Origin of the sequence: Hypericibacter terrae (assembly GCF_008728855.1) — a bacterium.
In the GTDB taxonomy this organism is placed as follows: domain Bacteria; phylum Pseudomonadota; class Alphaproteobacteria; order Dongiales; family Dongiaceae; genus Hypericibacter; species Hypericibacter terrae.
The window spans coordinates 4,169,691-4,190,639 of the sequence record NZ_CP042906.1; the positions used below are offsets into that span (position 1 = coordinate 4,169,691).

37 protein-coding genes and 2 tRNA genes are annotated in these 20,949 nt (G+C 67.3%); 16 read left to right on the top strand and 23 right to left on the bottom strand.

What is annotated here, in order from left to right; genetic code table 11:
• Positions 1-15 precede the first annotated feature (15 nt).
• Genes FRZ44_RS19060 through FRZ44_RS19075 form a run of 4 tightly spaced genes read right to left on the bottom strand, consistent with a single transcriptional unit; the run spans position 16 to position 1,206 of the window.
• Positions 16-207: a hypothetical protein gene (locus FRZ44_RS19060; RefSeq protein ID WP_151178672.1), complete on the bottom strand. Its 192-nt coding sequence runs from the start codon at positions 205-207 to the stop codon at positions 16-18.
• Positions 204-776: a hypothetical protein gene (locus tag FRZ44_RS19065; RefSeq protein ID WP_151178673.1), complete on the bottom strand. Its 573-nt coding sequence runs from the start codon at positions 774-776 to the stop codon at positions 204-206. Before FRZ44_RS19065 ends, FRZ44_RS19060 begins: the two co-directional genes overlap by 4 nt.
• Positions 773-970 (bottom strand): hypothetical protein, encoded by a 198-nt coding sequence (locus tag FRZ44_RS19070; RefSeq protein ID WP_151178674.1) that lies wholly within the window; start codon positions 968-970, stop codon positions 773-775. The genes FRZ44_RS19065 and FRZ44_RS19070 overlap by 4 nt, the downstream gene beginning before the upstream one ends.
• On the bottom strand, positions 967-1,206 hold the full coding sequence (locus FRZ44_RS19075; RefSeq protein WP_151178675.1) for a transcriptional regulator: 240 nt from the start codon (positions 1,204-1,206) through the stop codon (positions 967-969). The genes FRZ44_RS19070 and FRZ44_RS19075 overlap by 4 nt, the downstream gene beginning before the upstream one ends.
• A 109-nt stretch (positions 1,207-1,315) precedes the next feature.
• Between FRZ44_RS19075 and FRZ44_RS19080 the strand changes: the two genes are divergently transcribed.
• Positions 1,316-2,005 (top strand): LexA family protein, encoded by a 690-nt coding sequence (locus tag FRZ44_RS19080; protein WP_151178676.1) that lies wholly within the window; start codon positions 1,316-1,318, stop codon positions 2,003-2,005.
• A gap of 8 nt (positions 2,006-2,013) precedes the next feature.
• Here FRZ44_RS19080 and FRZ44_RS19085 read toward each other — a convergent pair whose 3' ends face one another.
• The gene (locus FRZ44_RS19085; protein WP_151178677.1) at positions 2,014-2,502 is read right to left on the bottom strand and encodes an HIRAN domain-containing protein; all 489 of its coding nucleotides are present in this window, start codon (positions 2,500-2,502) and stop codon (positions 2,014-2,016) included.
• Between the two features lie 138 nt (positions 2,503-2,640).
• Here FRZ44_RS19085 and FRZ44_RS19090 point away from each other — a divergent pair, with 138 nt between their 5' ends.
• From FRZ44_RS19090 to FRZ44_RS19155, 14 genes are all read left to right on the top strand, one after another.
• Positions 2,641-2,997: a hypothetical protein gene (locus FRZ44_RS19090; protein ID WP_151178678.1), complete on the top strand. Its 357-nt coding sequence runs from the start codon at positions 2,641-2,643 to the stop codon at positions 2,995-2,997.
• Between the two features lie 30 nt (positions 2,998-3,027).
• On the top strand, positions 3,028-3,960 hold the full coding sequence (locus tag FRZ44_RS19095; RefSeq protein WP_151178679.1) for a DUF2303 family protein: 933 nt from the start codon (positions 3,028-3,030) through the stop codon (positions 3,958-3,960).
• 5 nt (positions 3,961-3,965) lie between these two features.
• On the top strand, positions 3,966-4,214 hold the full coding sequence (locus FRZ44_RS19100; RefSeq protein ID WP_151178680.1) for a hypothetical protein: 249 nt from the start codon (positions 3,966-3,968) through the stop codon (positions 4,212-4,214).
• A gap of 70 nt (positions 4,215-4,284) precedes the next feature.
• Positions 4,285-4,623, top strand: coding sequence for a hypothetical protein (locus tag FRZ44_RS19105; protein WP_151178681.1), 339 nt, complete (start codon positions 4,285-4,287; stop codon positions 4,621-4,623).
• 17 nt (positions 4,624-4,640) lie between these two features.
• Positions 4,641-5,075: a nucleoside triphosphate pyrophosphohydrolase family protein gene (locus FRZ44_RS19110; protein ID WP_151178682.1), complete on the top strand. Its 435-nt coding sequence runs from the start codon at positions 4,641-4,643 to the stop codon at positions 5,073-5,075.
• A gap of 2 nt (positions 5,076-5,077) precedes the next feature.
• On the top strand, positions 5,078-5,758 hold the full coding sequence (locus FRZ44_RS19115) for a hypothetical protein (protein ID WP_151178683.1): 681 nt from the start codon (positions 5,078-5,080) through the stop codon (positions 5,756-5,758).
• Positions 5,755-5,952 carry a hypothetical protein gene (locus FRZ44_RS19120; protein ID WP_151178684.1) on the top strand — a complete coding sequence of 66 codons (198 nt, stop codon included), beginning with the start codon at positions 5,755-5,757 and terminating at the stop codon, positions 5,950-5,952. The genes FRZ44_RS19115 and FRZ44_RS19120 overlap by 4 nt, the downstream gene beginning before the upstream one ends.
• Positions 5,949-6,212 (top strand): hypothetical protein, encoded by a 264-nt coding sequence (locus FRZ44_RS19125; RefSeq protein WP_151178685.1) that lies wholly within the window; start codon positions 5,949-5,951, stop codon positions 6,210-6,212. Before FRZ44_RS19120 ends, FRZ44_RS19125 begins: the two co-directional genes overlap by 4 nt.
• Positions 6,209-6,526 (top strand): hypothetical protein, encoded by a 318-nt coding sequence (locus tag FRZ44_RS19130; protein WP_191908195.1) that lies wholly within the window; start codon positions 6,209-6,211, stop codon positions 6,524-6,526. The genes FRZ44_RS19125 and FRZ44_RS19130 overlap by 4 nt, the downstream gene beginning before the upstream one ends.
• The gene (locus tag FRZ44_RS19135; protein WP_151178686.1) at positions 6,523-6,738 is read left to right on the top strand and encodes a hypothetical protein; all 216 of its coding nucleotides are present in this window, start codon (positions 6,523-6,525) and stop codon (positions 6,736-6,738) included. Before FRZ44_RS19130 ends, FRZ44_RS19135 begins: the two co-directional genes overlap by 4 nt.
• Position 6,739: 1 nt before the next feature.
• Entirely contained in the window at positions 6,740-7,951 is a 1,212-nt protein-coding gene (locus tag FRZ44_RS19140) for a DUF5131 family protein (protein ID WP_151178687.1), read from the top strand.
• Positions 7,948-8,310 (top strand): DUF4326 domain-containing protein, encoded by a 363-nt coding sequence (locus FRZ44_RS19145; protein ID WP_151178688.1) that lies wholly within the window; start codon positions 7,948-7,950, stop codon positions 8,308-8,310. The genes FRZ44_RS19140 and FRZ44_RS19145 overlap by 4 nt, the downstream gene beginning before the upstream one ends.
• Positions 8,307-8,588: a hypothetical protein gene (locus tag FRZ44_RS19150; RefSeq protein ID WP_151178689.1), complete on the top strand. Its 282-nt coding sequence runs from the start codon at positions 8,307-8,309 to the stop codon at positions 8,586-8,588. Before FRZ44_RS19145 ends, FRZ44_RS19150 begins: the two co-directional genes overlap by 4 nt.
• Positions 8,557-9,675: a tyrosine-type recombinase/integrase gene (locus FRZ44_RS19155; RefSeq protein WP_151178690.1), complete on the top strand. Its 1,119-nt coding sequence runs from the start codon at positions 8,557-8,559 to the stop codon at positions 9,673-9,675. Before FRZ44_RS19150 ends, FRZ44_RS19155 begins: the two co-directional genes overlap by 32 nt.
• Before the next feature lie 29 nt (positions 9,676-9,704).
• Here FRZ44_RS19155 and FRZ44_RS19160 read toward each other — a convergent pair.
• The 12 genes from FRZ44_RS19160 to FRZ44_RS19215 form a co-directional block, all read right to left on the bottom strand.
• Positions 9,705-9,780, bottom strand: a tRNA-Phe gene (locus tag FRZ44_RS19160).
• A gap of 147 nt (positions 9,781-9,927) precedes the next feature.
• Positions 9,928-10,203, bottom strand: a complete 276-nt coding sequence (locus FRZ44_RS27580; protein WP_151178691.1) for a DNA gyrase inhibitor YacG — start codon at positions 10,201-10,203, stop codon at positions 9,928-9,930.
• A 31-nt stretch (positions 10,204-10,234) separates the two neighbouring features.
• Positions 10,235-11,488, bottom strand: a complete 1,254-nt coding sequence (locus FRZ44_RS19170) for a ribonuclease E/G (RefSeq protein ID WP_151178692.1) — start codon at positions 11,486-11,488, stop codon at positions 10,235-10,237.
• Between the two features lie 6 nt (positions 11,489-11,494).
• Positions 11,495-12,100: a Maf family protein gene (locus tag FRZ44_RS19175; RefSeq protein ID WP_151178693.1), complete on the bottom strand. Its 606-nt coding sequence runs from the start codon at positions 12,098-12,100 to the stop codon at positions 11,495-11,497.
• Between the two features lie 23 nt (positions 12,101-12,123).
• On the bottom strand, positions 12,124-12,342 hold the full coding sequence (gene infA, locus FRZ44_RS19180; protein ID WP_151178694.1) for a translation initiation factor IF-1: 219 nt from the start codon (positions 12,340-12,342) through the stop codon (positions 12,124-12,126).
• A 161-nt stretch (positions 12,343-12,503) separates the two neighbouring features.
• A complete protein-coding gene (locus FRZ44_RS19185; protein WP_151178695.1) occupies positions 12,504-12,947 on the bottom strand; it encodes an arsenate reductase ArsC in 444 nt (147 codons plus the stop codon).
• Between the two features lie 6 nt (positions 12,948-12,953).
• On the bottom strand, positions 12,954-13,442 hold the full coding sequence (locus FRZ44_RS19190) for a UPF0262 family protein (protein ID WP_151178696.1): 489 nt from the start codon (positions 13,440-13,442) through the stop codon (positions 12,954-12,956).
• A 9-nt stretch (positions 13,443-13,451) separates the two neighbouring features.
• The gene (gene hisD / locus FRZ44_RS19195) at positions 13,452-14,747 is read right to left on the bottom strand and encodes a histidinol dehydrogenase (protein WP_151178697.1); all 1,296 of its coding nucleotides are present in this window, start codon (positions 14,745-14,747) and stop codon (positions 13,452-13,454) included.
• Positions 14,737-15,426, bottom strand: coding sequence for an ATP phosphoribosyltransferase (gene hisG, locus FRZ44_RS19200; RefSeq protein ID WP_225308343.1), 690 nt, complete (start codon positions 15,424-15,426; stop codon positions 14,737-14,739). Before hisG ends, hisD begins: the two co-directional genes overlap by 11 nt.
• Positions 15,423-15,947 carry a DUF2948 family protein gene (locus FRZ44_RS19205; protein ID WP_151178698.1) on the bottom strand — a complete coding sequence of 175 codons (525 nt, stop codon included), beginning with the start codon at positions 15,945-15,947 and terminating at the stop codon, positions 15,423-15,425. Before FRZ44_RS19205 ends, hisG begins: the two co-directional genes overlap by 4 nt.
• Positions 15,944-17,230 (bottom strand): UDP-N-acetylglucosamine 1-carboxyvinyltransferase, encoded by a 1,287-nt coding sequence (murA, locus tag FRZ44_RS19210; RefSeq protein ID WP_151178699.1) that lies wholly within the window; start codon positions 17,228-17,230, stop codon positions 15,944-15,946. The genes FRZ44_RS19205 and murA overlap by 4 nt, the downstream gene beginning before the upstream one ends.
• Before the next feature lie 232 nt (positions 17,231-17,462).
• The gene (locus FRZ44_RS19215) at positions 17,463-17,687 is read right to left on the bottom strand and encodes a hypothetical protein (protein ID WP_151178700.1); all 225 of its coding nucleotides are present in this window, start codon (positions 17,685-17,687) and stop codon (positions 17,463-17,465) included.
• Between the two features lie 395 nt (positions 17,688-18,082).
• Between FRZ44_RS19215 and FRZ44_RS19220 the strand changes: the two genes are divergently transcribed.
• A tRNA-Thr gene (locus FRZ44_RS19220) sits at positions 18,083-18,157 on the top strand.
• Positions 18,158-18,200: 43 nt separating this feature from the next.
• Here FRZ44_RS19220 and FRZ44_RS19225 read toward each other — a convergent pair.
• The 6 genes from FRZ44_RS19225 to FRZ44_RS19250 all read right to left on the bottom strand — a co-directional run bounded on the left by FRZ44_RS19225 (position 18,201) and on the right by FRZ44_RS19250 (position 20,912).
• On the bottom strand, positions 18,201-18,413 hold the full coding sequence (locus FRZ44_RS19225) for a hypothetical protein (protein WP_225308344.1): 213 nt from the start codon (positions 18,411-18,413) through the stop codon (positions 18,201-18,203).
• Complete coding sequence (locus FRZ44_RS19230) at positions 18,413-18,628, bottom strand: hypothetical protein (RefSeq protein WP_151178701.1); 216 nt, start codon at positions 18,626-18,628, stop codon at positions 18,413-18,415. The genes FRZ44_RS19225 and FRZ44_RS19230 overlap by 1 nt, the downstream gene beginning before the upstream one ends.
• Before the next feature lie 140 nt (positions 18,629-18,768).
• Positions 18,769-18,948, bottom strand: a complete 180-nt coding sequence (locus FRZ44_RS19235; protein ID WP_151178702.1) for a hypothetical protein — start codon at positions 18,946-18,948, stop codon at positions 18,769-18,771.
• 72 nt (positions 18,949-19,020) lie between these two features.
• Entirely contained in the window at positions 19,021-19,458 is a 438-nt protein-coding gene (locus tag FRZ44_RS19240) for a cell wall hydrolase (protein WP_225308345.1), read from the bottom strand.
• Positions 19,455-19,706 (bottom strand): hypothetical protein, encoded by a 252-nt coding sequence (locus tag FRZ44_RS19245; RefSeq protein ID WP_151178703.1) that lies wholly within the window; start codon positions 19,704-19,706, stop codon positions 19,455-19,457. Before FRZ44_RS19245 ends, FRZ44_RS19240 begins: the two co-directional genes overlap by 4 nt.
• 9 nt (positions 19,707-19,715) lie before the next feature.
• Complete coding sequence (locus FRZ44_RS19250) at positions 19,716-20,912, bottom strand: hypothetical protein (protein WP_151178704.1); 1,197 nt, start codon at positions 20,910-20,912, stop codon at positions 19,716-19,718.
• Positions 20,913-20,949 lie beyond the last annotated feature (37 nt).

The window sequence follows — 20,949 nt, forward strand, 5'->3', positions numbered from 1 at the left end:
AATGGTGGTGAACTCTCATGGCGCCATCGCCTCGCGCGCGAGCTTGATGGCGCGTTCATGAGAAGCGTCGAGCGCGCCGGATGCTGCCCACTCGGCCTCGATCTCGCGCCGCACCACGTCGGCGCCGAGCAGCCAGCCGGCGATGAAGCCGACGACCACCGCGAAGATCAGCAGCAGCACCAGCCACAGGACCGGAACCTCGATCATGATGCGGCCTCTTCCTGCTCGTCCCGGATCTCGACCAGATGCGCGCGCGCCGTCACCAGCGCCGCCGCCACGTCGTCGATCTCCTTCACCATCGCGCCCGCCTCGCCGCGCGAGATCGAGCCGTCGCGCAGCGCCTCGCCATAGACCCGGAACAGCTCGGCCGTCTCCTGCCCGATCGCCGCGAGATCGACCGCGGCCGCGCCGTCCTCGCCCTGCGGCATCGTCAGCAGCAGCGCGCCCGCCTCGAGCGCCATGAAGGTCGTCACCAGTGGGCGGCCGAGCGCCGCTTCCCAGGTCCGGATCTGGTCGATGGTCGGGAACGAGTCGGCCTCGGCCGGATCGGTGAAGCGCGCGACCTGGGTGCGCGAGCGGCCGATCCAATCGCCAGCACGCTCCAGCCCGCCGAGCTGCGCCACCGTCTCGGCCAGCACCGACTTGAGCGAGCCCGCGGGCCTGGGCTTCTGGAACCGCATCGGCTGGGCCGGACGGCGGGATGCGGCGCCGGCGGTTCCCGTGGCCACCAGCCGGGGAACCTGCAACCGTAGCGGCGATGACGCACGATCCTTCATGCCAACCCCTCCCCGCACCAGGCGCCATGCTCGGTTTCGTCGGTTCCGGCGATGACCGCGAGCAGCAGCGCCAATTCATGGTCACGGGCGCGGCGACGCATCGTCTCCGAAGCGAGGGGCATGGGCTTGCAGCCGAACGAATCGAGCGGCTTGCCCTCCAAATCCAGATCACGGAACTCCTGGGCGCAGGTCATGCCGCCGCTTCCTCCCGCGGATAGAGATCGGGCCGCAGCTCATGGCGCGACACCCCAGTGACCTTCTCGATATCGAGCACCCGCTCGGCGGTGGCGACCCGCTCGGCGCGGTTGATCCAGTCCCAGATCAGGGCCTGGCTCACGGCGGGCTTGTGCGGGGCCAGCTCGTTCAACGCCCGCGCCAGCTTCGCCTGGCCGCCCGCGGCTTCCACCGCGCGTTGCAGGGCTTCTTTCATGGAGGGAGCGCCGGAAGGGTTCATGGCGCCGAGAATATAAACTTTCTTATCGGACGTCAATAAGAACGTTTATCGGATATTGCGATAAGACTTTTTATAGAATTGGGTCATGAGCAAATTTGCCACGCGTCTCAAGGCATTACGCGTCGAGTTCGGATTGTCGCAGAAGCGGCTGGCCGAGATCCTGGGCGTCAAGCAGCCCTCGATCACCCAGGCGGAAAAGGGCAAGAGCCTCGAGCCGCGCTTCGTGATCGACGCCGCCCGCCATTTCGGCGTGCGGCCGGAATGGCTGCGTGGCGACGATGATGGCCCCCGCGAGGCCGAGGCCCCGACCGCCAGCGTTTCCAGCATCGCCGTCATCGGCCATGTGCAGGCCGGCGAGTGGCGCGCCGCCTATGTCTGGGACCGCGATCAGTGGTATCCGATCGCCATCCCGCCGGACCGGCGTTACCCGCGCGTCGAGCGTCTGGCGCTCGAGGTGCGCGGCGATTCGATGAACAAGCTCTATCCGCCGGGTTCGATCCTGGTCGCCGTGCGCTATGCGGACATCGGCAAGCGGCCGGCCGCCGGCGAGCGCGTCATCTGCCTGCGCCACAACGTCACCGACCAGGTCGAGGCGACCGTCAAGGAGCTCGAACTCGAAAAGGGCGTGCTGAGCCTGGTGGCGCGCACCACCAACCCGCGCCGCTACCCGCCGATTCGCATCGACGGCGGCAAGACCGCGCCGCTGACGCTGCAGGAGTCCGGCGACGAGATCGAGATCTTCGCGCGCGTCACGGGCGCCTACTGCATCGAGTAATGATCGCGTCAGTCGCGCACGCCGATCTGCAGCACGGCGCCGCGGCTTTCCTTGCCCATCGTCCCACCATGCAGCGCGTGGATCACGGCCTTCGCGCGGCCCTCGTCGGCAGCGTCGAAGAGATCATGGCCGCGCGGCAGATATCCGATTTGCTCGCCGGTCGCGGCGCGCAGCACCTTCACCGCCTCCGAGTCATGACGATTGCCGGGCTCGGGCTCCAGGATAGCATCCTCGCCGATCCGGCAGCGCGTCAGGATATCCTGGCGCGCCGTGCCGTCCGGATTGCGGAATGATTCGCCGACCACCGGGCTGAGAAAGGTCCGCCAACCCTCGCCGAACTCGCGCCATTGCGTCTGTTCGCCCGGTTGCCATCCGGCCGCGCCGGACGTCCATGCGGAGGCCGCCATAGCCTCGGCATCCCTGCGCTGCCCGCGTCGAAGGTAGATTACCAGCACTGTTATGGCCGCCACCCCGGCCAGCAGAATGACCACCGCCATGCCCGCCTCCCCCACAACCCGCGGGCGAGTATCCCAAAATGCCGCTTTGCCGGCTCCATAAATTTTCTTATTGACAGCCGATAAGAAAGTTTATACTGTCTCCCCACACGCTCACAGCAGCGGCCGGGGAGGCCACCGATGTCCAACGACCAGATCGTTCGCAGCTTCAACGCCTTCGTCGGCTCGCTCGAGGATGGGAAGTTCCATGCCGAGCTGACGCAGCAGCTCGAGGAGGCGGTGCGCGAGCTGCATGACGCCGCGATCGAGCGCGGCGGCAAGGCCAAGGCCAAGATCGCGCTGACTATCGACCTCAAGCTCGACGGCGGCATCGTCGAGACCGCTGCCGAATACAAGGTCACCCTGCCCAAGGCCGAGCGCGGCCGGACCATCTTCTGGGAAACGCCCGAGGGCCATCTCAGCCGCGCCAATCCCAAACAGACCGACATGTTCCGCGACGTCACCGGCGGCAGCGACGCCGTCCGCACCGTCTCGTAACGCCCCCTTCCCTCATAGGAGTTCATTCTTATGGCCGATCCGATTCGCAATTCCGACGCCGAAGCGATCATCGAGACGATGAAATCGCTGGCGCCGGTTGAATTCCTGACCGCGGTCGCGCCGGGGCACCCCGGCGATGATGCCAGGATGCTGGCCGTCCCGAACGGCAAGTCGATCGTCAGCGTCAAGAAGTTCGTCGACGAATGGCGCGACAAGCCCGAGCGCCGCGAGGGCAGGGTGCCGCTGCTCGATCTCGCCGCCTTCATCGAGTATGTGAACCGCTTCAAGGATGGCGACACGCTGGTCTTCGCCGACAACAGCCGGGAGAAGCCCGCGCTGGTCGGCGTGATCGACTATCACCGCGCCGGCTTCGACGGCAACCCGGCCTGGTGCCGGCATCGCGCGCTCTACGACTTCCCGCTGTCGGAGGAATGGCAGGCTTGGCACGGCAAGTCCGGCGAGAAGATGAACCAGGGCGACTTCGCCGAGTTCATCGAGGATCACATCGACGACGTGATCGCGCCGGGCCTGGGCAGCGACGGCATGCCCGGCGGCGATCCGCTGATCGACCAGCTGCTCGCCACCTTCGGCGGCGTGCCGGCCTCGCCCGCCAAGCTCATGGAGCTGTCGCGCGGCCTCGCCGTCTTCTCGAACGACAAGGCGGTGCAGGCGATCAACCTCAAGAGCGGCGAGGCGACGATCCGCTACGAGACCGCCCACACCGACGCCAATGGCGGCAAGCTCGACGTGCCGCCGCTGTTCCTGATCGCCATCCCGGTCTTCACCAATGGCGAGAAATACCGCATGGCCGCGCGGCTGCGCTACCGCCTGGGCGGCGGCGGCATCGCCTGGTTCTTCGAGCTCTACCGCACCGAGAAGGTCTTCGACCACGCCCTGGCCGAGGCGATCCAGAAGGTCCGCGACCAGACCGGCGCGCTGACCCTGCTCGGCCGGCCGGAGTAACGGCGATGAGGGGCCGCCCGTTCTCCCTCCTGGGGTTGCCCGGCGTCATGGCGCTCCTCGCGCAGGGCAGCGCGATGCTCGGCACTGCCATCGATCTCGTCGCGAGCCCTCAATCGACGACGCATCGCTATAAGCGCCTCCGCCGTCGCAACAACGGCTTCACCGGCGCCGAGCTGCGCGATATGCGCGCGCGGAATGGCGTCGGTCGCCCGCCCTACGCCAAGCGGGCGGCGATGAAGGCGAAGGCCGCATGACCCGCGCCCTCACCGCCCTCGCCTGGCTCGCGATCCTCGCCGTCGGCTTCGGCTGCTGGGTGGCCTTCCCATGACCGCCGAGATCGTCAACCTCGCCGTGGTCCGCAAGATGCGCGGACTGCTCGACGACGGCACCGTGGTGCCCTTCGCCAGCATGCGGACCGCCCGCGCCGACGCCTTCATCGCGGCGGTCGCGGGCCCGCCGACGCATCCCTGGCGCCGCGGCCAGGCCGTCCGCCACAAGCTGACCAAGCGCCTCGTCGGCCGCGTGATCGCGATCCATGAGCGCCCCGGCCTGCCCGGCACGGTCGCGAGCCTGATCCTCGACACCAACCCGAACCGTCTCCTGAGCCCCGACGACTACGAGCCGGTGCCCGAAGACGACTTCAACCCGCCGCCGGCGGCTTGACCCCAGGAGGATTTGCCATGCACACGCCCGCCACCACGGCCCCGCTCGACATGTCCCCTGACGCGGTAGAAGCCAGAATACGCGATGCCGCCATCGCCGAAGCGGCCACCATCGACGTTGGCTTCGTCAATAGCTTCCGCCAGATCCAGGCGCGTGTGCAGGCGAATGCCGCCGCTAAGGGCTTCTGGTTCGAAGGCCAGACGCGCAACAAGGCCGAGATGATCGCCCTCATGCATTCCGAGCTGTCGGAAGCGCTCGAGGCCATCCGGCATGGCAACCCCGCCGACAAGCATTGCCCCGAGTTCGACAACCTCTCGATCGAGCTCGCCGATACGGTCATCCGCATCATGGACTTCGCGCAGGGCTTCAACCTGCCGGTGGCCGAGGCTATCGTGGCGAAGACACTCTTCAACGCCACGCGGCCCCTCATGCACGGCGGGAAGGCGTTCTGATCATGACCATTCAGAACTTCGTCCCGAACCATGAGCCGCTGTTGCCCAGCAATGGCGACATGGAATCGACCGGCCCCTGGATCATGACCGCCGGCGGCCGCGCCTATCACTTCCTCACGCCCTCGCCGGCCGAGATCGACATCCTCGACATCGCCAACCACCTGGCGAAGATCTGTCGCTTCAACGGCGCCTGCCGCGGCTTCTATTCGGTGGCGCAGCATTCGGTCCTGGTCTCGGACCTCCTGCCGCCGACGCCAGACGGGCTGCTGCAGATCCACGGCCTGCTGCACGACGCGCACGAGTTCGCGGTCGGCGACAGCACCACGCCCCTGAAGAAGGCGCGGCGCTTCCTCCTCGGCGCCGGCCCCGACCAGGCCGACCCCGACACGATCATGGCGCAGTCCTGCCAGCGCGCGATCATCCAGGCCCTCGGCCTCCCCGAGCCCGACGAGGCGCAGGCCCGGCAGATCCGCGAGGCCGACTTCCTCGCCTTCGCGATCGAGCGCCGCGACCTCATGCCGAAGCCCCGCGCCGGCGTCCCCGACTGGGACGTGAAGCTTCCGGACACAAAGGGTTATTACCGCATCTATCCGCAGCCTTGGGATCTGGCGAGTCGGATCTTCCGGCGCCGCTTCGACGTGCTGGCGGCGCGCTACACCGCCGGCACGAAGGAGGTCGCATGATCCGCTCGACCGGCACCCTCGGCCCCAACCAGCTCGCCGAATGCCGCGACCGCTGGCCCGCCTTCCGCGACCTCGAGCGGCGCAGCACCCAGGCCCGCGCCGAGACCATCCGCTCCTACGACGCGACCCGGCCCGGCGGCATCCGCCTCGCCCTGCGCCGCCTGGACTGGATCGAGCAGCAGGTGGCGGCATGACTCCGGATCAGATCGAACTTGCTCGCCACGCTTTGGGCCTGACGAACGGCCGCCGGCGATCCTACCGCAACCATTTCGTCACTGGCGAAGGATCCCATGACTACGCGGCGTGGCAGGCAATGGTGGCAGCGGGCGAAGCCACGCGCACCAAGGGCAATGCGATTACGGGCGGCGATGATCTGTTCCGCCTGACCAAGATCGGCGCCGTCGCGGCGTTGAAGCGCGGCGAGACTCTCGATCCGGAGGACTTTCCTCCATGATCCCCCGCATCATCCGAGGCGCCGACCTGAAGTTCACCCGCCCCGCCGGCTGGGACGAAGCGAAGCACGGCCCCTGCGGCGACCTTCACGCCCGGGTCACAGGCGACCTGATCGAGACCGCCTGGTCTCCCACGGCCGAGGAGCTCGCCCTCCTCAACCGCGGCGGCGTCGTCATCCTCGGCATCGTCGGCAGCCAGCCGCCCGTCTCGCTGACGGTCGAGCCCGCGAGCGCCGCGATTCCGCTCAGCAGCTTCGGCGCGGCCTTCCCCGCCGGCCCCGAGCCGATCGAGCCGCGGGAAGGCAGCGCCCCATGATGACCTGCTGCCGCCGCGACGATTACAGCCGCATGCTGGGCCAGCTCAAGGCGCGGACCGACGCGCCAGCCAAGGCCGCCCTCGCCGCCGCGACGCATCATATCGAGCGTCGCGACGAGACCGAGGCCTGGTTCGCCGTCCTGCGCGTCGCCGACCCGACGCGCTACAGCCTCGAACGCTGGGCGCAGCGAAGCCCGGGAAGCGACATCTGACATGGCCGACCGCAGCGCCATCGAATGGACCGACGCGACCTGGAATCCCACGGTCGGCTGCTCGGTCGTCTCGCCCGGCTGCAAGCATTGCTATGCGATGAAGCTGGCCGCGCGCCTCGAGGCCATGGGCCAGCCGATCTATCGCGGCATGACCCAGCCCTCGAACGCCGGCCCGGTCTGGACCGGCAAGGTCGAGCTCTCGAACTGGGGCCAGGTCATCAAGCCGCTCTCCTGGAAGCGCCCACGCCGGATCTTCGTCAACTCGATGTCGGACCTGTTCCACGAGAACCTGGCCGACGAGGCGATCGACACCATCTTCGCCGTCATGGCGCTCTGCCCGCAGCACACCTTCCAGGTGCTGACCAAGCGGCCGGCGCGGATGCGGGAATATATGAAGGGCCGCGGCCAAGGACGAGACTTCCGAATACTCGGCGACTTCCCACTTGAGCGCGTCAGCATGTCCGCATCGGTGGACTTTGACGAAAGGGAATGGGGCGCGCTTAAAAAGCACGGGAACCTCTATAGCCTTTATTGTTCCGTGCCGTGGCCGCTGCCGAACGTCTGGCTCGGCGTCTCGACCGAGGATCAGGAGCGCGCCGACGAGCGGATCCCGCTGCTGCTGGAGACGCCTGCCGCGATCCGCTTCATCTCGGCCGAGCCGTTGCTGGGGCCGGTCGATCTGACACAGATCGATGACGGCGCTGCTCACCGTGAAGTGCCGCGCGAAGAGTGGGGCTCGGTCGATGATGAAGAGAGCCCGCCGGCACTGTGGTGGAATACGCTAACCGGCGAGAGAACGATCATGCACGGCGGCGCGACGGGTGACTGGACGCGCACCGACGCCCATCTCGACTGGGTCATCGTCGGCGGCGAGAGCGGCCCCGGCGCGCGGCCGATGCACCCGGACTGGGCGCGCAGCCTGCGCGATCAATGCGCCGCGGCCAAGGTGCCGTTCTTCTTTAAGCAGTGGGGCGAGTTTCGGGAATTCGACACGGGGTCGCCCGAGGTCGAAGAGATCGAAGCGGACTCCGAGCATGCGGATTCCATCGTGCCCTGCGCGATAAGGCCATCATGGATCGCGGCCGACTGCCGTCACTTCACAACGCGGCGTGATCTGCCCGATGGGATTCCTTGTCGTATGATCGAGCGCGTCGGCAAGAAAGCCGCCGGCCGCCTCCTGGATGGCCGCGAGCATTCGGAATTCCCGGCATGACCGCGCCTCTCCGCATCCAGCGCCGCCGCACCAAGGGCTGGCGCATGCCGCCGAACACGGTCTATGTCGGCCGGCCGACGCGATGGGGCAATCCGTTCTACCTCCTCAATGAGGAGGGTTGGCCGCTTCTCGAATGCCCGCGCGCGTTGATCGCGCCGGGCGAAGGCTATTCCGGACTCGGCTTTCACAATGACATCGGCTGGGATGAAGCCGAGGCGCTGGTCGTCAAGCTGTTCCGCGAGCGCTGCATCGACAAGCTGCCGGACCTTGCCCCCTTGCGCGGTAAGAATCTCGCCTGCTGGTGCCCACTCGACCGACCCTGCCATGCCGATGTCCTGCTGGAGATCGCCAACCGATGAAGCCCCCGCCCAACTGGCCCGCCGGCGTCACCCCGCTCCGCATGGACAAGGCCTGCGCCGCCTATTTCGTCGGGCTCACCGTCAGCGAGTTCGAGCGCCAGGTTGCCGACGGCCGCCTGCCGCCGCCGGAGCGGATCCGCAATGTCGACCGCTGGCGCACCAGCGCCCTGCGCCAGGCGGTTGATCCCGCCCGCTCGCCGGAGCAGGATAATCGCAGCGACGAGGAACTCCTGGCGGGGCTGGACCATGGCGACGATCGTCAGACTGCGCGGCATTAAGAAGGTCCGGTCCAAGGGCCATGTCTATTACTACCACCGCGCCACCGGCGAGCGGCTCCAGGCTGAGCCCGGCACCGCCGCCTTCGTCGCCGAGGTCGCCGCGCTCGAGCGCCGGCCCGAGGGCGTGCCGGTCGGCCAGCAGCCCCAGGCCCGGATCCTCGGCAACCTGATCGCCGCCTATCGCGGCAGCCCCGAATTCGCGCGCCTCGCCGCCTCGACCCGCGAGGATTACCAGCATGTCTTCGACTATGTGAAGCCGCTGGAGGGCGTCGCCATCCCGCGCTTCACCGCGCCCTTTCTCTACAAGATGCGCGACAAGGCCTTCGCCCGGCACAAGCGTCGCTTCGCGAACTATGTCGTGCAGGTGATCCGGCTGCTGTTCGCCTGGGGCATCCCGCGCGGTTGGCTCAAGGCCAACCCCGCGCGCGACGTGCCGCTGATCGAGCGCCCCAGGGACACACCCAAGGCCAACCGCGCCTGGAGCATAGCCGAGTATGACGCCATGGTCGGGCGCGCCACGGGCGGCCTGCGGATCGCGATCATGCTCGGCTTCTGGGCCGGCCTGACCGAGGGCGACATCGTCCGCCTGCCGCGCGCCGGCGCCTACGATCGCATCGCCGGCTTCATCGACTATCGGCGCCGCAAGACCGGCGTCGAGGCCTCGATCCATGTCGCCGGCGAGCTGCGCGCCGCGATCGAGCAGGAGCTCGCCCGCACGCTGGGGCCCAAGGCCAAGGTCACGCCGGCGACGCTGGTCTGCAACCGCTGGAATCGCCCCTTCACGGAATCCGGGATCCGCTCGAGCTTCGCCAAGCTGCGCGCGCCGCTGCTCGCCGAGGGCAAGGTGAAGCCGGGCCTGACGATCCACGGCCTGCGCCACTCGATCTCGCGCGATGTGATCGACGCCGGCGGCAGCGTCGAGGAAGCCGCCGCGGTCAACGCCCAGACCACCGACGAGATGGGCAACCACTACAGCCGCGAACGCAATCGCCAGCGCCTCGCGAAGAAGGCCGTCGGGCGCATCGAGAAAGAACGGAAGCGGGCCAGACTTGGAAAACCGTTTGGAAAACCGCGTCAGACGGGCTGACGATCGACCGCATAAACCCTTGAGGAGAATGGTGCCCAGGGACGGAATTGAACCGCCGACACGGGGATTTTCAGTCCCCTGCTCTACCAACTGAGCTACCTGGGCGGGATCACTCCGGCGATCGAGACGTGCGCTTATAGAGAAATTCGGAGGGGCTGTCCAGCCATGCGGCAGCGCCCCCGGTCCAAAGCTAACTATCTAAAACAGCTGACAATTTCCAGGTTCTTCATGAGCTCGGGGAAACCGCGCCGGCTATTCTTCGTCACCCTCTTTGCGGGGGACCTCGTCCTCCGGGCTTTCGTCGGTCCGGACCCGATATGATTCCTTGAGCCAGCGTCCGAGATCGATCTCGGCGCAGCGTTTCGAGCAGAACGGGCGATGAGCCGGATCGCGAGGGCGTCCGCAGATCGGGCAACGGCCACCCTTGGTCGCGGGCGCTCCGGCATCACGGCTTGCCGGCGCCTCTCTCTGGCTGCGCTGCTCGCGTTCCGCCCGGCGACGGGCAAGGTCCTCGATTTTGGCACTCATCGGACGGTCTCGAACATCCAGGCACAGCGTTCTAAAGCGGGCCGTCCCCGATCGGTCGGCGGAGCGCCAGCCTACCGGTGGATTCGCAGGCCTCGCAAGGTCCGAAGAAAAGCTCGGCCAGAGGGACTCCGCGGCGTTGCCGGGTCATCTGCACCAGCCCCAGATCGGACATCGGCAGCACGCGGATGCGGGCCGGATCGTCGGCGAAGGCGCCCCGCAAGGCCTTCACCACCCGGTCGCGATCGGCGCTGCTCTCCATGTCGACGAAATCGATCACCACAAGGCCGCCGATCGCACGCAACCGAAGCTGCCGGGCGATCGTTTCGGCCGCCTGCAGATTGAGCTTCAGCCGCAGATCGGCGCGGCTCGCACCAACCCGCCGGTTGGATGCCGTCCCGCTGTTCACATCGATCGCCGTCAGGGTTTCCCCGGGCTCGAACAAAAGCCATCCACCATCGGACAGAGGGACACGGGGATCGAGCGCCGCCCTCACCGCCTCATCGAGCTCCTTCGCCGTGGGGATCCATTCACGCTGCGGCACGGTCTCGATCACAGGCATGTCGCCAACCGAAACCCCGGCAAGTCCGGTCTCGATCCGTCGCGCAAGAGTGCGATTGTCGGCGACGATTGTCACCGGCTCGCCGCCGGGAATCTCGCGCAGGCGCGAGAGAACGGCATCTGCCGGCGGCTGAAGGCAAGCCGGCGCGGTCGCGTCGGCACATGCAGCCATGCTGTGCTGCCAGGTGGCGACGAGGCCGGAAGCTTCCTTGAGAATGCTCTCCGCAGGGGCACCCGACGCCCGCGATGTCAGGCGAAGACCGATCGCGCTGTCCGCGATCAGGCCGCGCAGACCCGCACGCAATCCGCGCGCCATCTCCGGTTCGAGCGGCGCCTCCGTCATATGGACGCCGCTCTCCTTGGAGAGGAGATCGATATAACGCCCTTCGAGGATCGCTGCCGCCGTCAGCCTGGCCGATTTCTCGCCTCGGCGTTCCTGCGCGACCTGGACCAGGACACGCTCGCCTTCGACGCGCTTCTCGCCCCGGCGTAGCGGCAGCAGCCCGGTCTCGGCATCGCCGGAAGCGGATCGATCGAATGCGACGAAGGCCGATCCCATGCCGGAATCGACCCGCACCACCTGCCCCAGGAACAAAGCGCCGCTGCGGTCGCGCAGGTCGGGTGCATCGATGCGATAGCCCATCAGCCGGCCCTGGCGCCACAACGCCACATGCCGCTCCGGGCCGCGTTCGGCCACGAACAGGCGGGTCGGATCCGGCTTGGCCACCGGCCTCTAGCCCGTGCGACCCGGGATGAAGCCCAGGCCCCGCAGCATCGCTGCCGTGTCGTAGAGCGGCAGCCCGACCACATTGGAATAGGAACCGACGATCTGCGGTACGAACTGCGCGGCACGGCCTTGGATGGCATAGCCACCGGCCTTGCCCTCCCATTCCCCGCTGGCGAGATAGCTTTCCATCTCCTCGGCCGACAGCCGCTTGAAGGTCACGGCCGTGGTGACCAGCCGGTGGGTTTGCCGGCCGTCGGGTCCGATGAGGGTGACCGCCCCCAGCACCCGATGCCGGCGGCCCGACAGCAGGGTCAGGCATTCGCGCGCCACTTGCGCGTCCGTCGCCTTGGGCAGAATGCGCCGGCCGCAGGCGACCACCGTGTCGGCCGCCAGCACGAACTCACCGGGATGGCGAGCCCTCACGGCCAAGGCCTTGGCGAGCGCCAGCCGGCGCGCATGCATCGCCGGCAGCTCGCGTCCGCGCGGGCTCTCGTCGATATCGGCCGCCTCGACCACAGCCGGCTCGATCCCGATCTGGCGCAGCAGATCGAGCCGGCGCGGCGAGGCCGAGGCGAGCACCAGTCGAGGGGAATCGAGGCGGGTCGGGGTCATGCCCGGGAGCACCCCCGCATGGGCTATTTGAAGCGGAACGTGATGCGGCCCTTGCTGAGATCGTAGGGCGTCATCTCGACATTCACGCGGTCGCCGGCCAACACCCGGATGCGGTTCTTGCGCATCTTGCCCGAGGTATGCGCCAGCACGATATGCTCATTGTCGAGCTTCACCCGGAACATCGCATTGGGCAGCAGCTCGAGCACTGTGCCCGAAAACTCGATCAGATCTTCCTTCGCCATTCACACTCCATCGATGCCCCAGGGTCTTCGCGGGTGCGCGCATGCGGGCCAGCGGCCATCCGGGGTTGAAAGCGGCGCGGGATCATAGCGCCTGGGCTCGCCGTGGCAAACCCCTGCTGGTGACCCCGAAAATGGGGCATTTCAGCCATTTGGGGGCCGCTTCAGAGATTGACCGGACCGCCGCTCGGAAATTTGGCCTTGATCCGCCGGATCAGGCTGTCCCGGACCTGCCGATAGGCCTCGAGCCGGGTTTCGCGGCTGCCCTCGATATGGGAGGGATCGAAGGTCTGCCAATACTCGACCTCGCAGGCCATGGTCCGGGTCATCTCGACCGCCCGGTGCTGGGCTTCAGGCGACAAGGAAATGATGAGGTCGAAGGAGCTGTCCTCCAGCTCGTCGAAGCTCTTGGATTTATGCCGGCTGATATCGATGCCGATCTCGTCCATGACCGCGATGGCGAAGGGATCGACGGCGTCGGTCCGAACCCCGGCGGAATCGACGAAGATCCGATGCCCGTGAAGATGCTTCAGGAGGCCCTCCGCCATGGGAGACCGGATCGCGTTGAGGCTGCAACAGAAGAGAACGCTCCCGGGCAGATCCTGCATCGCCGCCTATGCCCTGATATGGAGCACGCAGATCAGCGTGAACAGGCGTCGCGCGGTATTGCTGTCGAGCTCGATCTTGCCGGCGAGCCTTTCGCGCAGCAGCTCGGCGCCTTCGTCATGGAGGCCCCGGCGTCCCATGTCGATCGCCTCGATATGCGAGGGCGAGGAACGCTTGATCGCCTCGTAATAGCTCTCGCAGACCGTGAAGTAGTCCTTGACGATCCGCCGGAAGGGCGTCAGCGACAGGATGTGCTTCGCCACCGGCTCGGCGCTCTCATTGCCGATGTCCAGTACCAGCCGGTTGTCCTCGATGCCGAGCGAGAGGTCATAGGGACCCGCGGGCCCATCCACCAGCGTGAAGCTGTTCTCTTCGATCAGATCGTAGATCGCGACCGCCCGCTCATGCTCGATCTGCGGATTGCGCCGCACCACGGAGCGCTCGTCGAGCGTCACCCGGGCAATGCGGCTGGTCGGGGGCGCGGCCGGCGGCTCCACGCTCGGTCCTCAGGGCAGATTGAGACGGATGGCGATGGCGCGGGCATGCGCCTCGAGCCCTTCGGCGCGTGCCAGCCTGATCGCGGCGGGCCCGAGCCGGGCAAGGCTCTCGGCGTCGCAGCGGACCAGCGAGGTGCGCTTCAGGAAATCATGGACGCCGAGGCCCGATGAGAACCGGGCACTGCGCGCGGTCGGCAGCACATGGTTGGGGCCGGCCACATAATCGCCGACCGCCTCGGGAGCATAGCGGCCGAGGAAGATCGCGCCGGTATTCTGGATGCGCTGGGACAAGGGCTCGGGCTCGGCCACGGCGAGTTCCAGATGCTCCGGCGCGATGCGATCGACCAGCGCCACGGCATCGTCCAGTCGTTGGACCAGGATGATCGCGCCATGGGCGGCCCAGCTCGCCCGGGCGATGGCGGCGCGGGGCGAGCGCGACAGCTCGGCCTCCACGGCGCGCTCGACCTGCGCGGCGAAGCCCTCGTCGTTCGTGATCAGGATCGCCTGGGCCGCCTCGTCATGCTCGGCCTGGGACAGCAGGTCCATCGCGATCCAGGCCGGATCGTTGGCGCCGTCGGCCACCACCAGGATCTCCGAAGGTCCGGCGATCATGTCGATGCCGACCTGCCCGAAGACCAGGCGCTTGGCGGCGGCCACATAGGCATTGCCGGGCCCGACGATCTTGTCGACCGCGGCGATGGTCGCTGTGCCATAGGCCAGGGCCGCCACCGCCTGGGCGCCGCCCACGCGATAGATCTCGGTGACGCCGGCGATCTGCGCGGCCGCCATGACGGCGGGATTGAGCGTGCCGCCCGGCGTCGGCACCACCATCGCCAGCCGCTTGACGCCAGCGACGCGCGCCGGCACCGCATTCATCAGGACCGAGCTCGGATAGGCCGCGGCACCGCCGGGGACATAGAGGCCGACCGACGCAACCGGCCGCCAGCGGGCTCCCAGCTGCGCGCCGCTGGCATCGCGATAATCGATATCCGACGGCATCAGCTTGCGATGATAGCTCTCGATGCGCTCCGCCGCGAAATGCAAGGCATCGCGCACGTCGGTCGGGCATTGAGCGGCCGCGTCGTCGATCGCCGTTCCGGCCAACCGGATCTGATCGGCCCGGAGCTCCATCCGGTCGAACCGGCGCGTGTAGTCGATCAGGGCCGCATCGCCGCGGTTTCTCACCTCGGCGATGATGGCGACAACCGCGTCGTTGACGTCCTGCTGCGCCTCGCGTTTTCCGGTGAGGAACTCGGCAAATTGCGCTTCGAACCCGGGTTGGCGCGCATCGAGCCTATGCGGCATCGACCGCCTCCTGAATTCGGCTTACCAGCTCGCCGATCGCTTCGGGATGCAGCTTCAGCGCGGTGCGATTCACCACCAATCTTGCGCTGACCTCGGCAATGGTCTCGATCTCGGCCAACCCATTGGCCTTGAGCGTGGCGCCGGTCTGCACCAGATCGACGATCCTGGTGCAGAGTCCCAGTTGCGGGGCCAGCTCCATGGCGCCGCTCAGCGCGATGCACTCGGCCTGGACGCCGCGCGTGGCGAAGTAGCGACGCGCGGTTTCGGGATACTTGGTCGCGACCCGGACATGGCTCCAACGGCTGGGATCGTCGTTCGCCACCAGCTCCTTCGGCTCGGCGACCGCGATCCGGCAGCGCCCCACGCCCAGGTCGATCGGCGCATAGAGCTCGGGATAGTCGAACTCCATCAGCACGTCGCTGCCGGCCACGCCCAGATGCGCCGCGCCGAAAGCGACGAAAGTGGCGACGTCGAAACTGCGCACACGCACCACCGTGAGGCCGGCGATGTTGGTCTGAAACCGGAGCTTGCGCGAACGGTCATTGTCGAAATCCGGTTCGACCCGGATGCCGGCACGCGTCAGCAACGGCATGACCTCCGGCAGAATCCGGCCCTTGGGCAGGGCCAGGATGATCGGATCGGTCGAATTGCCTGTCTTGCGTCGCATCTGCGCCGTCATGCCGGACCCTTCCGGTCGGATCCCGCCTCGTCGGTCCCGGCATGCTCGGGACGCCAGGCCGTCGGCCAGGCTTCGCCCAGATCCTCGAAATGGCATCGCACCGCCTCGACCTCGAGCCGTACGGTGGCGTTGCCGGCGAACATGATCAGGATGGCATCGCCCTGGGCCTGGACCGTCAGGAGCTCGAGGAACTCGGGGCCCTTGGCTGGCGTGAAGCCCCGCATTTTCACGCCGCGGACGCGATCGAAGCAGACGCCGCAATGAACGCGCTGATAGACCGGCCCCTGCGTTTCGCCACCCGCAAACTCGGCATCGCCTTCGTCGTCGCCTGGCCGGATCGCGGTCGCCGATCGCGCGGCCGCTTCCCAGAGGAAGCGGTTGGCCACGAAGGCAAAACGCTTCTCCTGGGCGAGATAGATCATGTCCCGCGGCCGGATCAGCGCATCCTGCAGGCAGGCGGCGATGATCGCCAGATCGGCGGCGTCGCGCGCGCGAAGCTTCAGTCCGGCGCCCCCGGTCATCCGTGGATCCGTTCGATGTCGGCGCCGCAGGCCTGGAGCTTCTCGGTCAGCCGCTCATAACCGCGATCGAGGTGATAAACGCGGTTGAGGATCGTATCGCCCTCGGCCACCAGGCCCGCCATGACCAGCGAGACCGACGCCCGCAGGTCGGTCGCCATCACCGGTGCGCCCGTGAGCTTCGGCACGCCCCGCACCATCGCGGAGGCGCCATGGACCGTGATGTTCGCACCCATGCGGGCCAGCTCGGGCACATGCATGAAGCGGTTCTCGAAGATCGTCTCGGTGATCATGGCCGCGCCCTGGGATACGGTCATCATCGCCATGAACTGGGCCTGAAGGTCGGTGGGGAAGCCGGGAAAGGGTTCGGTGATCGCGTCGGTTCCCTGCAAGGGACCGTTGGCGCGACTGACATGCAGGCCCCGGTTGGTGGGCTCGATCGCGACGCCGGCCCGCTCGAGCACGGTACAGACCGTTCCGATCAGCTCCCGGTCGGCGCCGAGAAGCTCGACCGACCCGCCGGTGATGGCAGCCGCCATCGCATAGGTCCCGGTCTCGATCCGGTCGACCACCACGTCGTGGCGGGCGGCGTGAAGCCGTTCCACGCCATGGACGAAGATCTTGTCGGTGCCGGCGCCCTCGATCTTCGCGCCCATCGAGGTCAGGCATTTCGCCAGATCGATGATTTCGGGCTCGCGCGCCGCATTGGTGATCTCGGTCGTCCCCCTGGCGAGGCTCGCCGCCATCATGAGATTCTCCGTGGCGCCGACCGAGACGATCGGGAAGGCGACCGACCCGCCCGTCAGCCCCCGGGGCGCCGTCGCCAGCACATAGCCTTCCTTGAGCTCGATCTCGGCGCCCAGCTTCTGCATCGCCATCAGATGCAGATCGATCGGCCGCGTTCCGATCGCGCAGCCGCCGGGCAGCGAGACTTCCGCATGACCGGCGCGCGCCAACAGCGGACCCAGCACCAGCACCGAGGCGCGCATCTTGCGCACCAGGTCGTAATCGGCGCGGGTATGGCGGATGTCGCGGGTGGTGAGCTCCATGACCTGGCCGGTATGTCCGCCCGGATGCGACTGGCCGTTCAGCCCCACCTCGGTTCCGATCTGCGCCAGCAGCCCGGCCATCGTGCTGATATCCGCCAGATGCGGCACATTCCCCAGCGTGAGCGTTTCGTCGCTCAGCAGGCTCACCGCCATCAGCGGGAGCGCGGCGTTCTTGGCGCCGCTGATCGGAATATCGCCCTTGAGCGGCTTGCCGCCACGGACGCGAATCTTGTCCATCTTATGCCCTCGGAACCCTAAGGAACCGGCCGCCCGCGCGCCCGGCTTTCGTCGGGGCTGGGAACCGGTCGAACCGTCGAAGATCGGCGTCAGGAGGCGGACCCGGCGCCGGCTCAAGGCAGCCAAGCCTTGGCGAGATATTAGTCGAACCGACCGTCATTGGGAGCATGCAAAACCCGGCCCTCGGGCATGCCGCCTTTCCGAGCCGCGGCCGACGCGCGGCGCCGGCCCTTTAACGTTCGTGCGCGCCCCCGTTTTCCTCGCCCTGCTCCGCGACGTCGCCGTCCTCGGCGGCCGAAGCGCTGTCGGCGCGAGCCCGCTGCTGTTGCTTGCGGCGCAGCAGGTTCCGGCGCAGTTCGGCGGCAAGCCGGGCGTCCTGGTCGGCGCCGCGAACGACGCCGTCATGGCCGGCGCGGGACTGGACCGCGCGGGAAGGTTTGGGACTCTGATCGGGCATCGGCGAGGGCTCCGGCATCGGGGGCGCTGCGGAAATAGGCCGCCCGCCGCCCGGGGTCAAGGCTCGAGCGACCGGCAGATGCCGCCAGCGGCATGAGGGGGAAAGATGGAAGGGGATGATGGCAGGATTGGGATGGCCAATCCGGAAGGGACGCGCCAGCGATCGGGTGCCCGCAGGGGGCCAACCGATCTCGAGGGCCGAAGAGGGGCAGGATGTCGCGCCCGGAGGAACCGGGCCGGAGGATGGTAATCTTCTTAACCTGGAAGGCCTTAGACTGGAATCGGCCGGTTGGCCTTCGGCCTTGCTCTGGCCAGTCGGCTTATGGCAAGTTTCGCCGCCTTCGAGGGACCTGCGGACGAGCCCGCAAGGACGCCTCCTCGATGGTCAATGCTCGTGCCGCCGTAGCTCAGAGGTAGAGCACGTCCTTGGTAAGGACGGGGTCGGAAGTTCGATTCTTCTCGGCGGCACCATTTCTTCCCGTTTTCTTCGCCATATCGCAGGGCCGCGCCAGCATCAGGTCGCGCGACAGGCCCGCAGTTGGTCGCGCAACCGTTTGTAATCGATGACCGCCTGGCCCAACGCGCTGCCGGGCGGCAACGCATGAATTTCGTCGGCCAGACGCCACTGGAATTCCGGACTATAGACCGGTACCGGTGGACAAGCCGTCACGACCGGCGCTCGGCAGGCCGCCAGCATGAAGATCATGGCGAGCGCCAGGACGCGCATCAGAACTCTCCCCGTCTCGCTTGATCCTCGATGGCGTTCAGATCGGCAGGTGCGTCGGCGCCGGCTCGCGCCATCTTCTTCTCGACCTCGAGCGCTGCCTCCGAGCTGTCGGCTAGCTGGCCCGACGCCCCGGCGGATTTGCCGAAGCGCCAGACCAGGTAGAACAGGAGGCCGAGCAGCAGCATGAGCCCGCCGATGACGGCATAGGTCTGCATGGCTATTTCCCCTGAGGATGGTTTCTGAACCGGCGATCGAGCTCCGCGCGGGCCAGCCGCACGAGCAGCGCGAACAGCCCCGCGCCCCCGACTGCAGCGCAGCCCACGGCGATCAGGGCGATCTCCCAACCATGCATGGCTCAGGTCGTCTTCGGCTTGTTGGGCACGACATAGACGAGCAGCGGCGTGATCGCGGCGATGATCGCCGTCACATTGCCTTCGGTCAGGAAGGAAGGAGTCACGATGCCAAAGGCCTGGTTGAGGATGGCGAGAATGGCCATCACCAGGGCCACGAGGGCTTTGTCGAGCGTGGTGAACATGGGGCAAGCTCCGTGGTTGCGGCACCCGCGGGATGCGGAGGCCGGTGATGCGCTGCGGTCGGAGGACCGGGGTCAGATCAGGCGAAAGAATCGATGGGCGCCGATGATGGCGACCGGCGTCTTGCCGGCGGCCCAAGGGGGCGCGGCGATCGAGGAAGCGTGGTAATGGGTGGCACCGCCCGTGGGATCCGGCACCTCGCCTCCGAGGACGGCAAAGCAGGATTCCAGGCACTCGGCGAGCTGCCGGGCCTTCGCCGCCTTGATCTTCGGAAACATCGGATCGTTCGGCAGCCAGCAGGAGAACTGATAGGGTTTCAGGCAGACGCCGCCGATCCCCTCGCCCCACCAGTCCGGCTTGCCATCGTTACCGAGATCGAGCTCCGCGCGGTTCCGGATGCACCAGGCGACCGCGATCTTGCCGGCATCGATTTCGCCGCGGGCCTCGCCATAGACGGTGCGCGCCATGATATCGAGGTCGCCGAAGCTGCAAGGTAGCGCGATCCGGCTCACGGCTGGCTCCTGTCGATCTTGTTCTCGATCCGCAGCAGGATGGCCTGGACATTGCCGAGCTGGCTTTCCACCACCGACAAACGCGTATCGAGGCGATCGTTCTTGCCCTGCCAGGCCTCGACCATGTTCACCCGCTCCTGGAGCGAGCCCATCCACACGCCGAAAGCGGCGGTCTGGAACATGAGGGCGCCGATCAGCGCGATCGGGACTTTCTTGTCGAGGTGCCAGCTTTCCTTCGGCTCGGTCATGATGGCTCCTTAAGCGAAAGCGACCACGCGCAGCTTCCATTTGGTCAGATCCGGGAAGAACTGCCCGCGCGTCGTCTTGTCGAGTGCCTTGAACACCGCCGTCGTGTTGGGCGCGATCACCGTGATGTTGGTGGTGTCGACATAGGCGCCGAACTGTGCGGCGCCGCTGCCTGATCCGGTGTCCTGGATCGTGTGCGGAGTCACCTGGATGACATCGCCGCTGGCGTAGTTCCCATCCGCCGACTGGCAGACCAGATAGAACTGAACCAGCTTCGGAAGAGCACCGAAGCCATGCGCGAAAGTCGGCGAGCTGTTCTGCGCGATCGAGGTGTCGGCGCTCGTGAAGGATTTCGTGATGACCTGGGTCGGCGGAACCGCCGGGGCGCCATCCTTGCGGCTATAGATCGGAACGCGCACGTTCTCCGAACCGTCCTCCGACACGACCAGGCAGGCATCGCCCGCCGCCGTCGTGATGTTGGCGCCGCCCGGGAGGATCAGCGTCGTCGCGTTGTGGGTGAGCGTGAGGACGCCGTCGAAGATCAGCCAGGCATGGCGCCCGGCCCTGTCGGTGGCGAAGTCGATGTCGGTGATGGTGGTGGTGCCGGTAACGTGGAAATAGCCGCCCTCGCCGATCGAGATCGTGCCGGCGGAGGCGATGTCGCCGCCCCTCTCCCAGAATGCCGCCATCGCATCGGGCGTGACCGCGCGGCCTGTATCGGTGCCGGCCAGAGTCTCGGCCGTCGTCGCGAGCTCGACCGCACCCCGCGCCGTCATCGACGCCGAGGGCACAGCGCCGTTGGTTGCCGACAGGATCCCGAGCCAGACGGTCAGGCTCTCGTTCTGCAGCGAACCCGAATCCCAGGCGACGGTGACCGTCGTGTTGGTGGCGAAAGAAGACGAGGCGATGACGCCATAGATCGTCCCGGTACTGCTGCCCGACGCCTTGACGCGCCGGCCCGAATGCCAGGCGCCCGCGACATCGGTCCCGGCGATCGCGAAGGAGGTGCCGGATAGATAGGTGACCGCCGCCGCCCCATCGCCGTCGCCATATTCGAACCACTCGGCCCCGTTGGCATAGGACCGCAGGTCGGCCAGCGCCTGGCGCAGCGCATTGTTCAGATTTCCTGCCGGACAATTCTCGGCGATGTTGATGCCGGCGATCGCGGCATTGCTGTTCGCGGTGGTGCTGTAGTCCTTGACGGGCATGGAAGTGAGTTCCCGATGAAACAGGCAGAAATTTTCG